Annotated in this window: 15 protein-coding genes; 8 read left to right on the top strand and 7 right to left on the bottom strand. The window is 62.6% G+C overall.

What is annotated here, in order from left to right; genetic code table 11:
* The first annotated feature begins 29 nt into the window (after positions 1 to 29).
* Together LPJGGPFB_RS21180 and LPJGGPFB_RS21175 are read left to right on the top strand one after the other, a co-directional pair.
* Positions 30 to 1,391 carry an NAD(P)-binding protein gene (locus tag LPJGGPFB_RS21180; protein WP_173421882.1) on the top strand — a complete coding sequence of 454 codons (1,362 nt, stop codon included), beginning with the start codon at positions 30 to 32 and terminating at the stop codon, positions 1,389 to 1,391.
* Complete coding sequence (locus LPJGGPFB_RS21175; RefSeq protein WP_173421881.1) at positions 1,384 to 2,163, top strand: class I SAM-dependent methyltransferase; 780 nt, start codon at positions 1,384 to 1,386, stop codon at positions 2,161 to 2,163. The genes LPJGGPFB_RS21180 and LPJGGPFB_RS21175 overlap by 8 nt, the downstream gene beginning before the upstream one ends.
* 133 nt (positions 2,164 to 2,296) lie before the next feature.
* Here LPJGGPFB_RS21175 and LPJGGPFB_RS21170 read toward each other — a convergent pair whose 3' ends face one another.
* Both LPJGGPFB_RS21170 and LPJGGPFB_RS21165 read right to left on the bottom strand, forming a co-directional pair.
* Positions 2,297 to 2,755: a GNAT family N-acetyltransferase gene (locus LPJGGPFB_RS21170; RefSeq protein ID WP_173421880.1), complete on the bottom strand. Its 459-nt coding sequence runs from the start codon at positions 2,753 to 2,755 to the stop codon at positions 2,297 to 2,299.
* 72 nt (positions 2,756 to 2,827) lie between these two features.
* Positions 2,828 to 3,883: a GNAT family N-acetyltransferase gene (locus tag LPJGGPFB_RS21165; RefSeq protein WP_173421879.1), complete on the bottom strand. Its 1,056-nt coding sequence runs from the start codon at positions 3,881 to 3,883 to the stop codon at positions 2,828 to 2,830.
* Positions 3,884 to 4,255: 372 nt separating this feature from the next.
* On the opposite strand from LPJGGPFB_RS21165, the gene LPJGGPFB_RS21160 reads away from it, so the two are divergent.
* The gene (locus tag LPJGGPFB_RS21160) at positions 4,256 to 5,005 is read left to right on the top strand and encodes an SDR family oxidoreductase (RefSeq protein WP_173421878.1); all 750 of its coding nucleotides are present in this window, start codon (positions 4,256 to 4,258) and stop codon (positions 5,003 to 5,005) included.
* A gap of 22 nt (positions 5,006 to 5,027) precedes the next feature.
* Here the strand turns inward: LPJGGPFB_RS21160 and LPJGGPFB_RS21155 are convergent, their stop codons facing one another.
* Positions 5,028 to 5,891: a LysR substrate-binding domain-containing protein gene (locus LPJGGPFB_RS21155; protein ID WP_173421877.1), complete on the bottom strand. Its 864-nt coding sequence runs from the start codon at positions 5,889 to 5,891 to the stop codon at positions 5,028 to 5,030.
* Between the two features lie 105 nt (positions 5,892 to 5,996).
* On the opposite strand from LPJGGPFB_RS21155, the gene LPJGGPFB_RS21150 reads away from it, so the two are divergent.
* On the top strand, positions 5,997 to 6,407 hold the full coding sequence (locus LPJGGPFB_RS21150) for a tautomerase family protein (RefSeq protein WP_173421876.1): 411 nt from the start codon (positions 5,997 to 5,999) through the stop codon (positions 6,405 to 6,407).
* Between the two features lie 73 nt (positions 6,408 to 6,480).
* Here LPJGGPFB_RS21150 and mmsB read toward each other — a convergent pair whose 3' ends face one another.
* The 4 genes from mmsB to LPJGGPFB_RS21130 form a co-directional block, all read right to left on the bottom strand.
* Positions 6,481 to 7,377 carry a 3-hydroxyisobutyrate dehydrogenase gene (mmsB, locus tag LPJGGPFB_RS21145; protein WP_173421875.1) on the bottom strand — a complete coding sequence of 299 codons (897 nt, stop codon included), beginning with the start codon at positions 7,375 to 7,377 and terminating at the stop codon, positions 6,481 to 6,483.
* A gap of 55 nt (positions 7,378 to 7,432) precedes the next feature.
* Positions 7,433 to 8,497: an enoyl-CoA hydratase/isomerase family protein gene (locus LPJGGPFB_RS21140; RefSeq protein ID WP_173421874.1), complete on the bottom strand. Its 1,065-nt coding sequence runs from the start codon at positions 8,495 to 8,497 to the stop codon at positions 7,433 to 7,435.
* A 12-nt stretch (positions 8,498 to 8,509) separates the two neighbouring features.
* Positions 8,510 to 9,652: an isobutyryl-CoA dehydrogenase gene (locus LPJGGPFB_RS21135; RefSeq protein ID WP_173421873.1), complete on the bottom strand. Its 1,143-nt coding sequence runs from the start codon at positions 9,650 to 9,652 to the stop codon at positions 8,510 to 8,512.
* A gap of 223 nt (positions 9,653 to 9,875) precedes the next feature.
* On the bottom strand, positions 9,876 to 11,294 hold the full coding sequence (locus LPJGGPFB_RS21130) for a helix-turn-helix domain-containing protein (protein ID WP_173421872.1): 1,419 nt from the start codon (positions 11,292 to 11,294) through the stop codon (positions 9,876 to 9,878).
* Positions 11,295 to 11,435: 141 nt separating this feature from the next.
* Here LPJGGPFB_RS21130 and LPJGGPFB_RS21125 point away from each other — a divergent pair, with 141 nt between their 5' ends.
* The 4 genes from LPJGGPFB_RS21125 to scpA all read left to right on the top strand — a co-directional run bounded on the left by LPJGGPFB_RS21125 (position 11,436) and on the right by scpA (position 17,621).
* Positions 11,436 to 12,968, top strand: a complete 1,533-nt coding sequence (locus LPJGGPFB_RS21125) for an acyl-CoA carboxylase subunit beta (RefSeq protein WP_173421871.1) — start codon at positions 11,436 to 11,438, stop codon at positions 12,966 to 12,968.
* 11 nt (positions 12,969 to 12,979) lie between these two features.
* Positions 12,980 to 13,270: a hypothetical protein gene (locus tag LPJGGPFB_RS21120; RefSeq protein ID WP_234902949.1), complete on the top strand. Its 291-nt coding sequence runs from the start codon at positions 12,980 to 12,982 to the stop codon at positions 13,268 to 13,270.
* Positions 13,271 to 13,300: 30 nt separating this feature from the next.
* Positions 13,301 to 15,304, top strand: a complete 2,004-nt coding sequence (locus LPJGGPFB_RS21115) for an acetyl-CoA carboxylase biotin carboxylase subunit (RefSeq protein ID WP_173421870.1) — start codon at positions 13,301 to 13,303, stop codon at positions 15,302 to 15,304.
* A gap of 178 nt (positions 15,305 to 15,482) precedes the next feature.
* Positions 15,483 to 17,621, top strand: a complete 2,139-nt coding sequence (gene scpA, locus LPJGGPFB_RS21110; RefSeq protein ID WP_173421869.1) for a methylmalonyl-CoA mutase — start codon at positions 15,483 to 15,485, stop codon at positions 17,619 to 17,621.
* Positions 17,622 to 17,655 lie beyond the last annotated feature (34 nt).

The raw sequence follows: 17,655 nt of genomic DNA, 5'->3' as shown, positions 1-17,655 counted from the left end.
AATGTGGCTCAGGATCTGGAAGGTTTGACATGACCGAACTCGTTGTCATCGGAGCCGGCGTCGCAGGGCTCGTGTGCGCGGCGCTTGCAAGGGCGCAAGGCGCTTCGGTAACAGTGATTGAGGCCGGCACTTCGGCAGGCGGGCTTTGGAAGTCGACCGCCGTCGAACTCGGCGGGCGGTCGCACAGGCTGGATGCCGGTCTGCGGCTCCCGGTTCTTTCGGGAACGAAGTCGATCGACGATGCGGTCTTCCACCGCCCCGACTTCCAGTTTTCCTGGGTCTACTACGACGGTTGGCCGCGCGAGAGCGCCATAACCGCAGACAGCTTCAATTTCGAAAGCTCCTGCCTCGATACGACCGTGCTGGGGGCGCAGTTGAGCGTTGCGCTCGACGAGATGCGTGCGACGAAACCGGTCGAAAATGCCGGCAATGCCGAAGACTACAGCCTGAACTGGTTCGGGCCGACGTTGACAAACGGCCTCGTTCGCGACGCCGTGCTCGGGCTCTTTGGAACGGATTTGTCTGAGTTGGCACCGAATGCCGTCAAGTGGTTCCTACCGCGCCGCCTGATCGCAGGGGACCATCAGGCAACGTCGAGACTGCTGGAGGACGAGGCTCTCGCCGGGCGTATCGCCCACGCACGTTACAGCGACCTGCCCAAGAACGCCGCGCGGCAGTTCCTGCGTCCGCAGAGCGGCGGTATCTCGACCTGGATCAATGCCCTGCAGCAGAGCCTCGCCGCAGACGGCGTGACATTCCTGTTCAACGACGCGGTGCAGGACATTCACCGCGCACCTGTCACGCAGCGCGTGGAGCGCATCGTGCTGCGCTCCGGCGAGGTCATCCGCCCGGCAGGCGTGATCAGCACCATCGCGCCTGCACTCGTCGCCCGCGCCATGGGTGTCTCTCCCGGCGCCCTTCCCCGGTTCCGACATTTGCAGATCTCCCACGCGCTCGTGGACCGGCCCGTCAGCCATCAGGCCGAATATGCGCTGAACTTCAACCGTCACCCGGCCTTCTTCCGCGCCATCTTCCACGACAACATCGGTGATATCGCAGTCGACAGCCACATCATAACCTTCGAACACCTCGTTGACGAATTCTTGCCGGCCGACCTTGCAGGTGCCGCGCTGGATGAATGCAGACGATGCGGCATCATCGATGCCGGGGCCACCGTTCTCGGCAGCCACAGCGATCTCTATCGCAATATCATTCCTGTGCCGACCGTCGACTACGGCAAGGCAACAGCACAACTGAAGCGCGATACCCTCGAACACATCCCCAATTTGCGCTTTGTCGGCCGTTCGGCGGGCACGCCTTTCCTTGACGGAATTATCCAGGAAGCCGCATTGGCAATCAAAACTACAATTGGAGCCGAGACCTATGCCTGACGCCATTGCCACTGCGTCCAAATTGATTGGCGCCGAGGAATATGCCCAGAAGTATCTCGTCGACATGGCGTTCGAGCGGCATCTCATCACTGCCCGCCAGGACAACTGCCTGGAGTTCCTCGACACGTTTTCGCCGGAGTCCGTCGTCGAGGTCGGTTGCGGCCCGGATCTGCTGATAGATCGCTTCGATTTCGCCGGCTCGTCCATCGAAAGCTGGCTCGTGATAGAGCCTTCGTTCTATGCCGACCTGATCGAGCGAAAGCGCGCGTCCATCGACAAGCTCCATCTTGAGCGCGGCTATCTCGAAGAGCGGGTCGACGCGGCAAAGGCGAGAATGCCGGAGGGATTTGACGCCGTTCTGCTATCGGGCCTGCTGCACGAAACAACCAACCCGCAGACCATGTTGTCGGCCGCCAACGCACTTCTGAAGCGCGGCGGATCGCTGCTGGTCAGCGTGCCGAACGCTTTGTCGTTTCATCGCCTGCTCGGCGTCGAAATGGGCCTGATGCAATCGCCGACGCAACTCTCGGAGAGGAACGTCGAACTCGGGCAGCCCAATGTCTTCCACCGGGAGACGCTGGAGAAGATGGTCGTTGAAGCCGGCTTCGGCGAACTCGCGTTCTCGGGCTACATGTTCAAGCCGTTCTCCAATGGCCAGATGGGCCAGGTGCTCGACATCGTCGGCAACGAGACGCTTGAAGGACTGGTCCGGCTCGGCCAACGCTTCCCGGAGAACGCTGCGGAGATCGCAGTCTTCGCCCGCAAACTTTAGGACTGCGTTGGAGACGAATTCGCGGCCAGCGATGAACGACTATCCTCGGCACTTCAACAGGCGTGCGGTTGCTGTGCAAAAGCGTGAGTGCTCGACGACTGCACCATAAAGGCTTGAAGGATCGCGGCCCGCTTTAGTTTCCGGGCCGCCAGGCCATCAGGCAAAACTCGTCGTCGTCCTGCTCGGCGGCCACGACGAAGTTGCACCTCTTGAAGCAGGAAAGGCTTGCCGCGTTGTCAATCTCGACGTGGGCATGGAGCTCGGCAAAGACACTGCCCGGTCCGCTCAAGAAGGCCAGCAGGATCCGCTTTCCGTACCCCTTTCCCCGGAGATCCGGCCGCACCGCCAACTCGATATGGCCGACACCGTCTTCGTCCCGGTCGACCTGGATTTCCGCGAGCATCACCCCATCAGGGGCAATTGCAGCCCAGCACCGCGCATTCACGCTGCCTGACACATGCGCGAACCAATCGTCAGTCGGATACGAGAGGAAGCGGGCGATTTCGGCGTCAGCGAACCAGGCGCGATAGGCTCCAAGGTTCTCATTCGTAAAGCGCCGAAACATAATCTCAGACGTCGATACATCCGTCATCCTGCTGCCTGTCGCTCCCATTTTCGGCGCGGAAATGGCCGCGCTCCGCTCGGAGCGCGACCGATTCTATGATCAAACGGCCTGCGCCTGCCGGTGGCGTGCGACAAGCGACTGAAACTGCGGATCATCGATCAGCGATGCCAGGGCCCAGTAGCCTTCAAGCCACTCGGCTTCGCCTTCCCAACCGCCCTCGACCAGCTTTCCGATATTGGCCAGCGCCCGATCGCGCTCCCCGATCAGGGCCCAGGCACCGGCCGCATGAAAACGGCACCAGCCGATTTCTAAACTGGCCTTTTCAAGGTGGAGTGCCCAGTCCTTGCAGGTCGCAGCATCGAGGTCGCCGATGTTTTCGGCGGGCAGGTTGCCGCTGTAGGCGAAATGCCTGTCGGTCTCGACCAGTCCGGCGTTCCTTGCGATGGCGATGGAGCCCTTGTTGGATGCATGGGTGTGCCATTCGATCCCGTGGATGCCTCTTTTGACGCACTCCGAGATGGTCGCAGCAGCGGCAATCCCGCCCAGCCCCAGCCGTCGGAAATCCGGCTCGGTGCCGACACCCAGTTCGCATCTGTCGCCGCTCACGCTGTCGGTCGCGCAATGGCTGACGATGTCGCCATCATGAAGAATGCAGAAACCGACACCCTTTTGCAGGAAATCATCGGCCGAGGGCCAATCCTCGAAGAGATCCGTGACCGTGTCGACATTGCCCGGAGCGGCTTCGACCAGCGCTCGATCGATCGGCGCCAGGCGGAAGCCTTCCGGCAAACCTGCAGCTTCAGGCTGCCGGCCATAGGCCAAACCAAACCTGATGCGGGGATGCGGCCGGGCAAACGCATTGGACCAGACCCGATCCAGGAGGCCGACCCAGGGATCGTCGACGAATAGATAGGCCCAGGCAGGGATTTCACGACCAAGGTCAGCAAAGCTCCCCGAGCCTCGACCCGGGTCACCCGCGAGGTAGAAGGCGTCGCCGTTTGCCAAGAGGGCAACCGCCGGATCGACCCTGTCATCGATCCAGATATCTCCGGTGAGAGTGCCATCCAACACCGCGGCAACGGCAACGTGTTGGGTGGACAATGTGTTCAGAAGTGGTTGAGCGACCGAGTAGGCCTTTTGCTCGAGTTTATACATGAGAAAACAATCCTGTCGCGGCAGCGGCTGGTACCGCCTCCGACAGTTGAGAGGGCAGGAACGACCACGTCATTCCCCTTCGATCCGGCTTGTGCCTGCCGGGGGGCGGCGTTGGAAACAACCATCCTGTTACCTCTCTCTTCTCGTGCGCCGTCGGTCAGGGCGCGCCCGCGCGTGATGCCACAATCTACCGGGGCGTGCAAATGCAATATCGGATACACCCGTCGTCGCCGGCAGCAAAACGACAGTGCCTGCTGCGGCCGCGTCGCCGACATCTCCACCGGTTGGCGAAGACACCGACACGCGCTAAAGGTCGATTGTTGAGACTTGGCTGAGTTTTGACAGACAAACAACAAGGTCATCGAGGTACAGATGTTCGATCTCAGCGGAAAAACCGCACTGGTTACCGGCGGTGGCCGTGGACTTGGCCTCGAGATGGCAAAGGCACTCGCCAAGGCGGGCGCATCGGTGGCGATCAATGGTCGTGGCCGGTTGGCGCTGGAGGCAGCGCGCGATCGGGTCGAGAGCGAAGGCATCATGCTCGAGGTGGCGCCGGGCGATATCGCCACGGATGCAGCAGAGATATTGGCCGCGGCGACACGCAGCACCGGGAGGCTGGATATTCTGATTCACGCCGTCGGCGAGCGCGATCGGCGCGGTACCGACGACATGGATGCGGCCGGCTTTGCCGCCCTCATCAACACCGATCTCACTGCCGCTTACGGTATGGCTAGGGCGGCGCTGCCCTATCTCCGACGATCGAACGCCGGACGGCTGATCTTCGTCACCTCGATCGCCGCCTTTGCCGCACGCTCCGGCGATCCTGCCTATACCGCGGCCAAAGGCGGGCTTGGTGCATTGACCCGCTCGCTTGCGGTCGAACTCGGTTCCGACAGCCTGACTGTCAACGCCATCGCTCCAGGCTGGTTCGCAACGGAAACCAACGCGGCACTTGCCGCCGATCCGGTGCTGCAGCAATTCATCGATGTCCGCATCCCGTTGAAGCGCTGGGGTAGGCCGGAAGAGATAGCCACTGCAGCCGTCTTCCTGGCCTCGCCGGCCTCAAGCTTCGTCAACGGCATCACCTTGACGGTCGATGGTGGCATGACCGTGCAGATGTAACCCATCGCGTTGGCACTGACGGTCAGGGCGCAGCGACCGCTTTTGAAAGCCCATCGGCAAGCAGGTCCGCGAGCGTGGTCGCGGACCTTTCCGCATTCCGTTTGAGACGCAGGCTGAATTCGGCGTCGGGCAAAGCCGGAAGCGCCAACCTTTCCGGCGCGATCGCCACACCATCCCCGACAAAGCGCGCCGTTCTCGCCGTCATCGCGATCCCGGCCCGAACCGCAGCGCGAAGCCCGGAGAGGCTAGGGCTTGTCGCCGCTATCCTGTAAGGCCGATGATTTCCCTCAAGCGCGTCGATGGCCGCGGAACGGAAACCGCATGGCGGATCGAGCACGGCGAGCGGCAGCTGTTCATCGAGGGGCATCACATTCGGCGATGCGCACAGCCAGAGCATGGGCTCGCGCAATACCGCGACTTCGTCAGCCGCCGCGCTTTGCCGCATGATGATCATCACGTCTACCGCACCCTGATCGTACTGGCTCACGAGTTCTTTCGAGCGGCCCACGCGCAGGTCCAACCGCACACGCGGGTGAGCGCGTGCGAAGTGTTGCAACAGCATCGGCAGCGTGCTGTCGGCAAAATCCTGAGTGCAGCCGAGTGAAACGCGGCCGTCGGTGCGCGCGCCCTTGAGGCTGAGCCAGGCGTCGCGATGCGCATCGAGTATCTTGCGAGCCTGCACCACGACATCTTCGCCAGCCGGCGTCAGCACGCGGCCGCGGCCGGAAGGAGCCAGCAGCTCTTCCCCGATAACGGCCTCCAGCCGTTGCATCTGCGCTGTGACGGCAGATGCGGTACGCCCGACCACGGTCGCCGCGTGCGTGAGCGAGCCGCTTTCGGCAAAGGCCAGGAATGTGCGCAACAGGTCAGGGTCAAGCGTCTGCATAACTTCATGATAATCGAATCATAAATGCAAAACAATTCGATTTTTATTGAGAAACAGGAGTGCGACATTGGCGTCGACACCAACCCGCACCACACGGAGCCCACCATGCCCATCATCAATGTCACCGTCACAGGCAAGGCCGACCCTGCCCTTTCCCAGCGCATAGCTGCCACTGTGAGCGAACTGACAGCCAAGCATCTGCACAAGGACCCGACGATCACGGCAATCGTCGTCACCTACGCCGATCCGGCACACTGGTTCGCCGGTGGCCGCTCACTCGCCGACCAGGGCGCCAACAGCTTCTGGCTCGATATCAAGGTTGTGGATGGCACCAACACCAAACAGGAGATGGCGGGTTATCTTGAGGCGGTCTTTGCCGGCTTCCAGCAACTGCTCGGTAATGTGCACTCGGAAAGCTACATCCTCGTGCATGAAGTCTCCGCCGCCGCTTACGGCTTCGAAGGCAAGACGCAGGAGTTTCGCTACATCAGCAACAAGCTTAAGGCTGCGGTCTAAGCGCCAACACCTGAGACCGGGTCAAAGGACATACGGCGTCGCTTCGCAGCGGCGCCGTTCCTCTAAGGTCTGATCAACCGGGCTTTGCCTCGTCATTGCCGCGCAGCAAATGAATGAGCGCGGAAAAATCCTCGCCGCCGTGGCCAAGCTTTTCGAACATCGAGTAAAGCTGCGCGGCCTGGGCGCCCATCGGCGTCGAGGCGCCTGATGTGCTTGCCGCCTGTTGCGACAGCTTCAGGTCCTTCAGCATCAGGCTGGCGGCGAAGCCCGGCTTGTAATCATTGTTGGCAGGCGATGTCGGCACCGGTCCCGGCACCGGGCAATAGGTCGTCAGCGACCAGCACTGGCCGGACGAGGTCGAGGCCACGTCGAACAGCGCCTGATGCGACAGGCCGAGACGTTCGGCGAGCACAAAGGCCTCGCAGACGCCTGCCATGGAGATGCCGAGGATCATGTTGTTGCAGATCTTTGCCGCCTGACCCGCACCGACGTCGCCGCAATGAACGATCTTCTTGCCCATGGCGTCGAGCAGCGGCTTGCCGCGGGCAAAGGCGTCGTCGGCACCACCGACCATGAAGGTCAGCGTGCCTGCGGCAGCGCCGCCTGTACCGCCGGAGACGGGTGCGTCGAGCGAACGGCAATCGGCCTTTTCGGCCAGCGCATGCGCCTTTCGGGCGCTATCGACGTCGATGGTCGAGCTATCGATCAGCAGCGTGCCGGGATCGACGAACCCGAGCAGCTCATCCCAGACGTAAAGCACGTGCGCACCGGCCGGCAGCATGGTGATGACGCATTCCGCCTCGCGCACCGCATGCGCGATCGAACCTGCAACCGAAACACCGGTCTTGGCCGCGGCATTACGCGAAGCCTCCGACAGATCGAAGCCGGTCACCGCGTGGCCGGCCTTCACCAGATTGCCCGCCATTGGGCCGCCCATGTTGCCGAGCCCGATAAAGGCGATTTTCGTCATCTTCACTCCTCCTAAATTGCAGTTCGACCGGCGCCGATCGGAGCAGTTCGCTCCCTCAGGCGACAAACAAGGGCAGGTGATCTCGGTTTGCAAAGCGCGAGCGCATCTCTTCCGTCACGTCGGAAAGGCCGACCGACCATTTCGGGTTGCGGTCCTTGTCGATGACTGCGGCGCGCACGCCCTCATAGAAATCGGGATTGGACAGCATGCCGAGCGTGGCCGAGTACTCCCGTTCCAGGCATTCGTTGAGCGAGGCGCTCCGGCGTCCCGCGCGCAGAAGATCGAGCGTCAGCTTCATGCTCAAGGCCGAGCGGGTGCGAAGCAGCGCCAGTGTTTCCCAGCCGAAGTCACTGTCTTCTGCCTCAAGAGCCGCCAGGATTTCCTCGACCGTGTCGAAAGCAAAGCAGCGATCGATCGCCTTGAGATGAGGCGCCAGCGATGAGGCCGACGCCTCCTCGGCAACGCTTCGAATTGCATTATCGACGTCCGCTGCGCTGGCTGAGGCCGACAGTCCACCAAGGATTGAGAACAGTCCATCGAGCTTGGCGGCCGGCACATAGTGATCGGCAAGCCGCGCATGGATCGCGTCCGCCGCAGCAATGTCGCGACCCGTGAGACCGAGATAGGTACCGAATTCGCCAGGTGCTTGCGGCAAAAGCCAGGTGGCGCCGACATCCGGGAAATAACCGATGCCGGTTTCCGGCATGGCGAGCCGGGTGCGCTCGGTGACGATGCGGTGGCTGCCATGCGCCGAAATGCCGACGCCGCCGCCCATGACGATGCCGTCCATGATGGCGATGTAGGGCTTGGAGTAGGCGGAGATCCGGCTGTTGACGACGAACTCCTCACGCCAGAACTGCGCGCCTTCGGCCGGCCGCTCGCGCCCGCTCTCGTAGATCATGCGGATATCGCCGCCGGCGCAAAGCCCGCGCTCGCCTTCCCCCGTCACCATGACGGCTGCGACCGAGGGGTCATTTTCGAACTCCGTCAGCGCTTCGGCGATCAACCGGATCATCGGAACGTTGAGGCTGTTCAGCGCCCTTGTGCGATTGAGCCTGATACGGCCGATGGCGCCCTGGCGCTCGACGATGACCTCAGGTGCTGCCGCCTGCATTTCCATGAAAGACCCTTCCTATTTCCGGCCGATGATCGAGCGCGCCACGATCAGTCGCATGATCTCGTTGGTGCCCTCGAGTATCTGGTGCACCCTCAGGTCCCTGACAATCTTCTCGACGCCGTAGTCGGCGAGATAGCCGTAGCCGCCATGGAGTTGCAGCGCGTCGTTGGCAACGGCAAAGCAGCGATCGGTGACGAATCGCTTGGCCATGGCGCAGAGCTTGGTTGCTTCCGGATCGCCGGCGTCGAGTGCCGAGGCCGCGCGCCAGAGGAAGGTGCGGGCAATCTCGAGATCGGTCGCCATGTCGGCGAGGCGAAACTGCAGCGCCTGGAACTCGCCGATCGCCTTGCCGAAGGCGCGGCGCTCCTGAACATAGGCAAGCGCCCTATCAAAGGCCGCCTGCGCGCCGCCGAGCGAAGCTGCTGCGATATTGAGCCGGCCACCATCAAGCCCGCCCATGGCGATCTTGAAGCCATCGCCCTCGCCGCCAAGGCGGTTTTCAGCGGGGACGCGCACGCCATCGAGCATCACGGCGCGGGTCGGCTGCACATGCCAGCCCATCTTCTTCTCGTTCGCCCCGAAGGTGAGGCCCGGCGCGTCCTTTTCCACGACGAAGGTCGAGATGCCCTTGGGACCATCCTCGCCGGTTCGTGCCATGATGACATAGAGGCCGGACACGCCGGCACCGGAGATGAACTGCTTCTGTCCGGTCAGGACGTAGCTGTCGCCGTCCTTCACCGCCTTGGTTTTCAGCGCCGCCGCATCGGAACCGGATCCCGGCTCCGTCAGGCAGTAGCTTGCAAGCGTCTCCATGCTTAGCAGCTTCGGCAGCAGCCGATGGCGCTGCTCGTCGGTGCCATAGCGGTCGATCATGCCGGAGCACATGTTGTGGATGGAGACGAAGGACGCAACCGCCGGGCAACCGGTTGCCAGCGCCTCGATGATGATCGCGGCGTCAAGCCGTGTCAGGCCCGTGCCACCGACATCGTCGCGTACGTAAATGCCGGCCATACCGAGTGCGGCTGCCGCCTGCAACTTGTCGACCGGAAAGTGTTTGTCCTGGTCCCACTCGATCGCATTGGGCGCCAGTTCGTCGCGCGCAAAATCGAGCGCCATCTGACGGATGGCTTCCTGTTCCTCTGACAGGCGAAAATCCATATGCATGTCCTCCCTGACCGCATACCCGCTGCATGTTTCCTTTGATCGTAGCCGATCAAAGGAGAAAAACATGCAGCAACTCACAATCCCACAGCGACCTTTGCGCGTCTCAGATGCGCGGTGCTGTCGGCGATTGGGGCTAGTTACACCAAATTCCGTACAGTCACAGGTGCAACTTCTCACAGGTTCTGTTCAAAAACGAACAGAGCCCTTCCTAACTTCTTCAGGTCTCGCTGAGACGATACGGCAGAGCGCCGCGCAAGTCATGGTCGACGATCAGCCTTCGTTTGAGCGGCGGCACAGCCCGGCTGGCGCATTTCGTCCGCTCGCAGATCCGGCAGGAAATGCCGATCGGATCGAAGGCCGCGCGGTTGCCGAGATCGAGATCGTCGGCATAGACGAAGGCGTCGGCGTAGGAGATTTCGCAACCGAGCGCCAAGGCGTAGCGCGGCTGGGCCGCACGAAAACCGCCCCCCCCTTTGGTTATCTGGGTGGCCAGGCAGAGATAGCGCACGCCGTCAGGCGTCTCGGCCAACTGGCGAATGATGCGACCGGGCGTCTCGAAGGCCTGATGCACGTTCCAGAGCGGACAGGCGGCACCGAAGCGCGCAAACTGCAGCTTGGCCGCACTGTGGCGCTTGGTGATGTTGCCGGCCCGGTCGATGCGGGCAAAGAAGATCGGCACGCCCTTCTGCCCTGGGCGCTGCAGCGTCGACAGCCGGTGGCAGACCTGCTCGAGTGACGCGCCGAAACGCGTCGCCAGCAGTTCGACATCGTGCCTGAGCTCGCGCGCTGCCTTGTGAAAGGCCTGGTAGGGCAGGATCAGCGCGCCGGCGAAATAGTTCTGCAGCCCGATGCGGCAGATCTCGTAGGCTTCCTCGGTGCGGAATCCGGCAGCACCGGCCACCCGGTCGATCTCTTCACGCGCATGCAGCTGGGCGATCTGAAGCGCGAGCTGAAAGTCGCGGGTCGGCGCCGGAGCATAGGGGTTCAGCGTCAAAAGACGCGCGCGCGGATCGTAGCGCCGGATCGCTTCGTCGCCGGCAGCACCGCGCAGAACCCGTACGCCATGGCGCTGCTCGAGATAGGCGACAAGAGCGGCATGATTGTCGCTCTCGCCAAGCCCGAGCTCGCCGGCCAACCGCTCGGCGAGAACGTCGATGTCATGGATGTAGTTGTCGACGAAATGAAAGAAGTCGCGCACCTCTTCATAGGGCGTCGTCTCCACCGATGGGCCGCCGCGGCCGAGGGTGTCGTCGATGCTGGCAAGCTGCTCGCTGTTGCGGCGATAGGCCTGGTGGCAACTGATCAGCGCATGCGCCAGCCCTGGCGCATTCTGGGTGATCAGCTTCAGTTCCTGCAGGCTGGGCGAATAAGTCTCGAACAGCGGGTCGCTCAAGGCTTCCGACAGCGCCGACAGCAGCCTGTCACCCTCGCCGGTCGACAATTCCGCGATGTCGATCTGGAATTTTTCGGCAAGCGCCAGCAGCACCGAGGCCGACACCGGCCGCTGGTTGTTCTCGATCTGGTTGAGGTAGCTGGTCGAGATACCGATGCGCTCGGCAAACTGCCCCTGCGTTGCCTTGTTCGCATCCCTGACTTCCCGGACCTTGCGGCCGATATAGAGTTTTCCGATCGCCATGTTCGCAACTTTGCAATTTACATTTCGCAATATTCTCTATTTCACATTTGCACATGAACGGCCGTTTTACCATCCGGCATTCGACGCTATTGCGAAGCGACAAACGCCTCTGCACAATCACGGAAAAACCGGGAGGGATTTATGCGCGCCATACTCGAACAGGTCGAAGCTCGCCGGGCGGAGGCAAGGGCCGGCGGCGGCCAGCGCCGCATCGACGCCCAGCACGGCAAGGGCAAGCTGACGGCGCGCGAGCGCATCGAGGTTCTGCTCGACGACGATTCCTTCGAAGAATACGACATGTACGTCACGCATCGCTGCGTTGACTTCGGCATGGACAGCCAGAAAGTCGCCGGCGACGGCGTCGTCACCGGCTGGGGCACGATCAACGGACGGCAGGTCTATGTGTTCTCCCAGGACTTCACCGTGCTCGGCGGCTCATTGTCTGAAACGCACGCGCAGAAAATCTGCAAGATCATGGACATGGCGGTCAGGAACGGCGCGCCCGTCATCGGCCTCAACGACAGTGGCGGCGCCCGCATCCAGGAAGGCGTGGCCTCGCTTGCCGGCTACGCCGAAGTCTTCCGCCGCAATGCCGAGGCATCGGGCGTCATTCCCCAGATCTCGGTGATCATGGGACCTTGTGCCGGTGGTGCGGTCTATTCGCCGGCTATGACCGACTTCATCTTCATGGTGCGCGACAGCTCCTACATGTTCGTCACCGGTCCCGATGTGGTGAAGACCGTCACCAACGAGATCGTCACCGCCGAAGAGCTCGGCGGAGCGAGCACGCACACGAAAAAGTCCTCCGTCGCCGACGCTGCCTATGAAAACGACATCGAGACACTGGAGCACGTGCGCTTGCTCTTCGATTTCCTGCCGCTCAACAACCGCGAAAAGCCTCCGGTGCGGCCATTTCACGACGATCCGTCGCGGTTGGAACGGCGGCTGGACAGCCTCATTCCCGACAGCGCGGCAAAACCCTACGACATGAAGGAACTGATCCTCGCGCTTGCCGACGAAGGCGACTTCTTCGAGCTGCAGCAGAGTTTCGCCCGCAACATCATCACCGGTTTCATCCGCATGGAGGGCCAGACCGTCGGCGTCGTCGCCAACCAGCCGATGGTGCTGGCCGGCTGCCTCGATATTGACAGTTCGCGCAAGGCCGCCCGCTTCGTGCGTTTCTGCGATGCCTTCTCGATCCCGATCCTGACGCTTGTCGACGTTCCCGGCTTCCTGCCCGGCACCGCCCAGGAATATGGCGGCGTCATCAAGCATGGCGCCAAGCTGTTGTTTGCCTATAGCCAGGCGACCGTGCCGATGGTGACGCTGATCACGCGAAAAGCCTATGGCGGCGCCTATGACGTCATGGCCTCCAAGCATATCGGTGCGGACGTCAACTATGCCTGGCCGACCGCCGAAATCGCCGTCATGGGCGCAAAGGGCGCGACCGAGATCCTCTATCGCTCGGAACTGGGCGACCCCGAGAAGATCGCGGCGCGCACCAGGGAGTACGAGGAGCGTTTTGCCAACCCGTTCGTGGCCGCCGAGCGCGGCTTCATCGATGAGGTGATCATGCCGCACTCCTCGCGCCGCCGCATCGCCCGCGCCTTTGCGTCGCTGCGCAACAAGCAGGTCGATCTGCGCTGGCGCAAGCACGACACGATCCCCCTATGATGGAGGCAACCATGGAGCCGGAACGCGAACGCATCATGACGCCGGAAGAGGCCCGCCGCGACCATCGCGAGATGCTGCGGTACATGGCGTTCAACGCGCTCTATGGCATGGTAACCGGGGCGACCGTCGCCGGCGTGCTGATCTGGCTCAACATCGGCGCGGTCGGCACCCATATCGCCCGCTCCAGCAGCCCCATTCTCGCCACGGCCATGGTCGTCGTGCCCTTCGCGCTGCTCTTCGGCGGCGCTGTTGCGGCATCGTCCATCGCGCTCCTGCCCTATCGGCGCAAATTCAAACGCTGACGCGACATCCAGGATTTGAAAGAGAGACGCATGTTCAAGAAGATCCTCATCGCCAACCGTGGCGAAATCGCCTGCCGCGTCATCAAGACCGCGAAGAAACTCGGCATCGCCACCGTCGCCGTCTACTCCGACGCCGACCGCGACGCCATGCATGTGCGCATGGCCGACGAAGCCGTCCATATCGGCCCCTCGCCTTCGGCACAGTCCTATATCGTCATCGACAGGATCATCGAGGCGATCCGCAAGACCGGTGCCGATGCCGTCCATCCCGGCTATGGATTCCTGTCGGAAAATGCCGCTTTCGCCGAAGCGCTGGAGAAGGAAGGCGTCGCCTTCATCGGCCCGCCGGTCGGCGCCATCCAGGCAATGGGCGACAAGATCACCTCGAAGAAGCTTGCAGCCGAAGCGGGCGTCTCCACCGTTCCCGGCCACATGGGCCTGATCGCCGATGCCGACGAAGCCGTCAAGATCTCCGGATCGATCGGCTATCCCGTGATGATCAAGGCGTCGGCCGGCGGCGGCGGTAAGGGCATGCGCATTGCCTGGAACGATCAGGAAGCGCGCGAGGGCTTCCAGTCCTCGAAGAACGAGGCAAAGAACTCCTTCGGCGACGACCGCATCTTCATCGAAAAATTCGTGACCGAGCCGCGCCATATCGAAATCCAGGTGCTTGGCGACAAGCACGGCAACACGCTCTATCTCGGCGAGCGCGAATGCTCGATCCAGCGCCGTAACCAGAAGGTCATCGAGGAGGCCCCCTCGCCGTTCCTCGACGCAGCCACCCGCAAGGCCATGGGCGAACAGGCCGTGGCGCTGTCGAAGGCCGTCGGCTATCACTCGGCCGGCACGGTCGAATTCATCGTCGACGGCAACCGCAACTTCTATTTCCTCGAGATGAACACCCGCCTGCAGGTCGAGCATCCGGTCACCGAACTGATCACCGGCCTCGATCTGGTCGAGCAGATGATCCGCGTCGCCGCAGGCGAAAAACTTAGCTTCGGCCAGGCGGACGTGAAGCTCAATGGCTGGGCGATCGAGAGCCGACTCTACGCAGAGGATCCTTATCGCAACTTCCTGCCCTCGATCGGCCGCCTGACGCGCTATCGCCCACCGGCCGAGGGCACGGATGACGACGGCACGGTGACGCGCAACGACACGGGGGTCTTCGAAGGCGGCGAGATCTCAATGTATTACGACCCGATGATCGCCAAGCTCTGCACCTGGGGGCCGGACCGCCTGACGGCGGTTGAAGCCATGGCAGACGCGCTCGACCAGTTCGAGGTCGAAGGCATTGGCCACAACCTGCCCTTCCTTTCGGCCGTGATGCAGCAGCAGCGCTTTCGCGAAGGCCGTCTGACGACCGCCTACATCGCCGAAGAATTCGCCGACGGCTTTCATGGCGTGACGCCTGACGAGACCTCCGCGCGCAAGCTGGCGGCCATCGCCGTGTCGATCAACCAGGTCCTGCAGGAACGTGCCAGCCAGATTTCCGGCACCATCGGCAACCACCGCCGCATTGTTGGCAACGATTGGGTCGTCACGCTCGCCGACATGACCTTTCCGCTGACATCGGGTGCCTCGGCCGACGGCGCCTATGTCCGCTTCAAGGACGGCACATCCGCCTCGATCGCCGGTGACTGGGCGCCGGGCCGCACGCTTGCCACCTTCAACATCGACAATCAGCCGATGAGCGTGAAGGTGGAACTGACGGGCACCGCGATCCGGCTGCGCTGGCGCGGCATCGACGTGGTCGCCCGGGTCAGAAGCCCGCGCGTCGCCGAACTGGCCAAGCTGATGCCGAAGAAGCTGCCGCCGGACACATCGAGGATGCTGCTCTGCCCTATGCCCGGCGTCATCACCTCGGTCTCGGTCAAGGCAGGCGACACCGTTGAGGCCGGCCAGTCGCTGGCGATCGTCGAGGCGATGAAGATGGAAAACATCCTGCGCGCCGAAAAGCGCGCGACCGTCAAGCGTGTCGCGGTCGCAGCCGGCGCCAGCCTTGCGGTCGACGAACTGATCATGGAATTCGAATAGGAGCTGCCGGGCAAGCCATCCAGGCTTCGCCCCTCACCCTACCCCTCTCCCCGCACGCGGGGAGAGGGAAGTTGAGCGCCGAGAGTGCCAGTATACTCCTTCGCCCCGTCCCACGGGGAGAAGGTCCCGGCAGGGGCATGAGGGGCTGGCTGAGACAAGCAGAGTGCGGAGCACGTCGATGACCGAGAAGACCATCAAGGACTGGGAAAACCTCGCCGAGCGCGAGCTCAAGGCGTCGCCCGAAAGCCTCACCTGGCAGACGCCGGAGGGCATCGCCGTCAAGCCGCTTTACACGGCAGATGACCTTGATGGCATCGACCACGTCGGCTCCCTGCCCGGTTTCGCGCCGTTCCTGCGCGGGCCCCGCGCGACCATGTATGCCGGCCGCCCCTGGACGATCCGGCAATATGCCGGTTTCTCGACCGCCGAGGCCTCCAACGCCTTTTATCGCAAGAACCTCGCTGCCGGTCAGAAGGGCCTTTCGGTCGCCTTCGACCTTGCCACCCATCGCGGTTACGACAGCGATCATCCGCGCGTCGAGGGCGACGTCGGCAAGGCGGGTGTGGCTATCGACAGCGTCGAGGACATGAAGATCCTGTTCGACGGCATTCCGCTTGAAGACATGTCGGTGTCGATGACCATGAACGGCGCGGTCATTCCGATCCTTGCCTCCTTCATCGTCGCGGGTGAAGAACAGGGCGTTTCGCGCGACAAGCTGTCCGGCACCATCCAGAACGATATTCTCAAGGAGTTCATGGTCCGCAACACCTACATCTATCCGCCGGAACCCTCGATGCGCCTGGTCGCCGATATCATCGAGTACACGGCCAAGGAGATGCCGAAGTTCAACTCGATCTCGATCTCCGGCTATCACATGCAGGAAGCCGGGGCGACGCTGGTGCAGGAACTCGCGTTCACGCTGGCGGATGGCCGCGAATATGTGCGCGCCGCCCTTGCCAAGGGTTTGAACGTCGACGAGTTCGCCGGGCGCCTCTCGTTCTTCTTCGCCATCGGCATGAACTTCTTCATGGAGGCCGCCAAGCTTCGGGCAGCCCGGCTGTTGTGGACGCGGATCATGACCGAGTTCGCGCCGAAGAAACCGTCGTCGCTGATGCTGCGCACCCATTGCCAGACCTCGGGCGTCTCGCTGCAGGAGCAGGATCCCTACAACAACATCATCCGCACTGCTTTCGAGGCGATGTCGGCAGCCCTTGGCGGCACCCAGTCGCTGCACACCAACTCCTTCGACGAGGCAATCGCGTTGCCGACCGAGTTTTCCGCCCGCATCGCCCGCAACACGCAGTTGATCCTGCAGCATGAGACTGGCGTCACCAAGGTCGTCGATCCCTTGGCCGGTTCCTACTATGTCGAGAGCCTGACCAACGAGCTGGCCGAAAAAGCCTGGGCGCTGATCGAGGAAGTCGAGGCTATGGGCGGCATGACCGAGGCGGTCAATGCCGGATTGCCGAAGCGGCTGATCGAAGAGGCAGCCACCCGCCGCCAGGCCGCCGTCGACAAGGGCGATGAAGTGATCGTCGGCGTCAACAAGTACCGCCTCGACAATGAGGAGCCGATCGACATCCTGGAGATCGACAACACGGCGGTTCGCGCGGCCCAGATCCGCCGGATCGAGGAAACCAAGCGGCGGCGCAATTCGGCTGATGTGGCAAAGGCGCTGGCCGTCATCACAGAGTTGGCGCGTAACGGCGAAGGCAATCTTCTGGCAGCGGCCGTCGAAGCGGCCCGTGCCCGTGCGACCGTCGGCGAGATTTCCGACGCGATGCGCGAAGCCTTCGGCGATCATGCCGCCACGCCCAAGGTCGTCAGCAAGATCTATGGCAAGGCCTATGAGGGCGAACCGGAACTGGCGGTTCTTACCGAACGGCTGGGCGAGGTTTCGGACAAGCTCGGCCGCAAGCCGAAGATCATGGTGGCAAAGCTTGGCCAGGACGGCCACGATCGCGGCGCCAAGGTGATCGCGTCTGCCTTCGGCGATATCGGCTTCGATGTTCTGGCCGGCCCCCTGTTCCAGACCCCCGAAGAGGCGGCCGACATGGCGCTCGCCAGCAAGGTCAACGTTATCGGCGTGTCGTCGCTTGCCGCCGGTCACAAGACCCTGATGCCGCAGCTTGCCGAAGCGCTGAAAAAGCGTGGCGGCGAAGATGTCATTGTCATCTGCGGCGGCGTCATTCCGCGTCAGGATTACGAGTATCTGATGGATAACGGCGTTTCGGCCGTGTTCGGCCCCGGCACCAATGTGCTTGATGCCGCCCGCGCCGTGCTCGACCTGATCGAGGGCAAGCGCCGCAACATCTGATTTCGTCCGCTCCAGGCGAAGGGCGAGGTCAGCC

The organism is Ensifer adhaerens (genome assembly GCF_013283195.1).
Lineage (GTDB): Bacteria > Pseudomonadota > Alphaproteobacteria > Rhizobiales > Rhizobiaceae > Ensifer > Ensifer adhaerens_G.
This window is presented reverse-complemented; position numbering and strand designations above follow the sequence as displayed.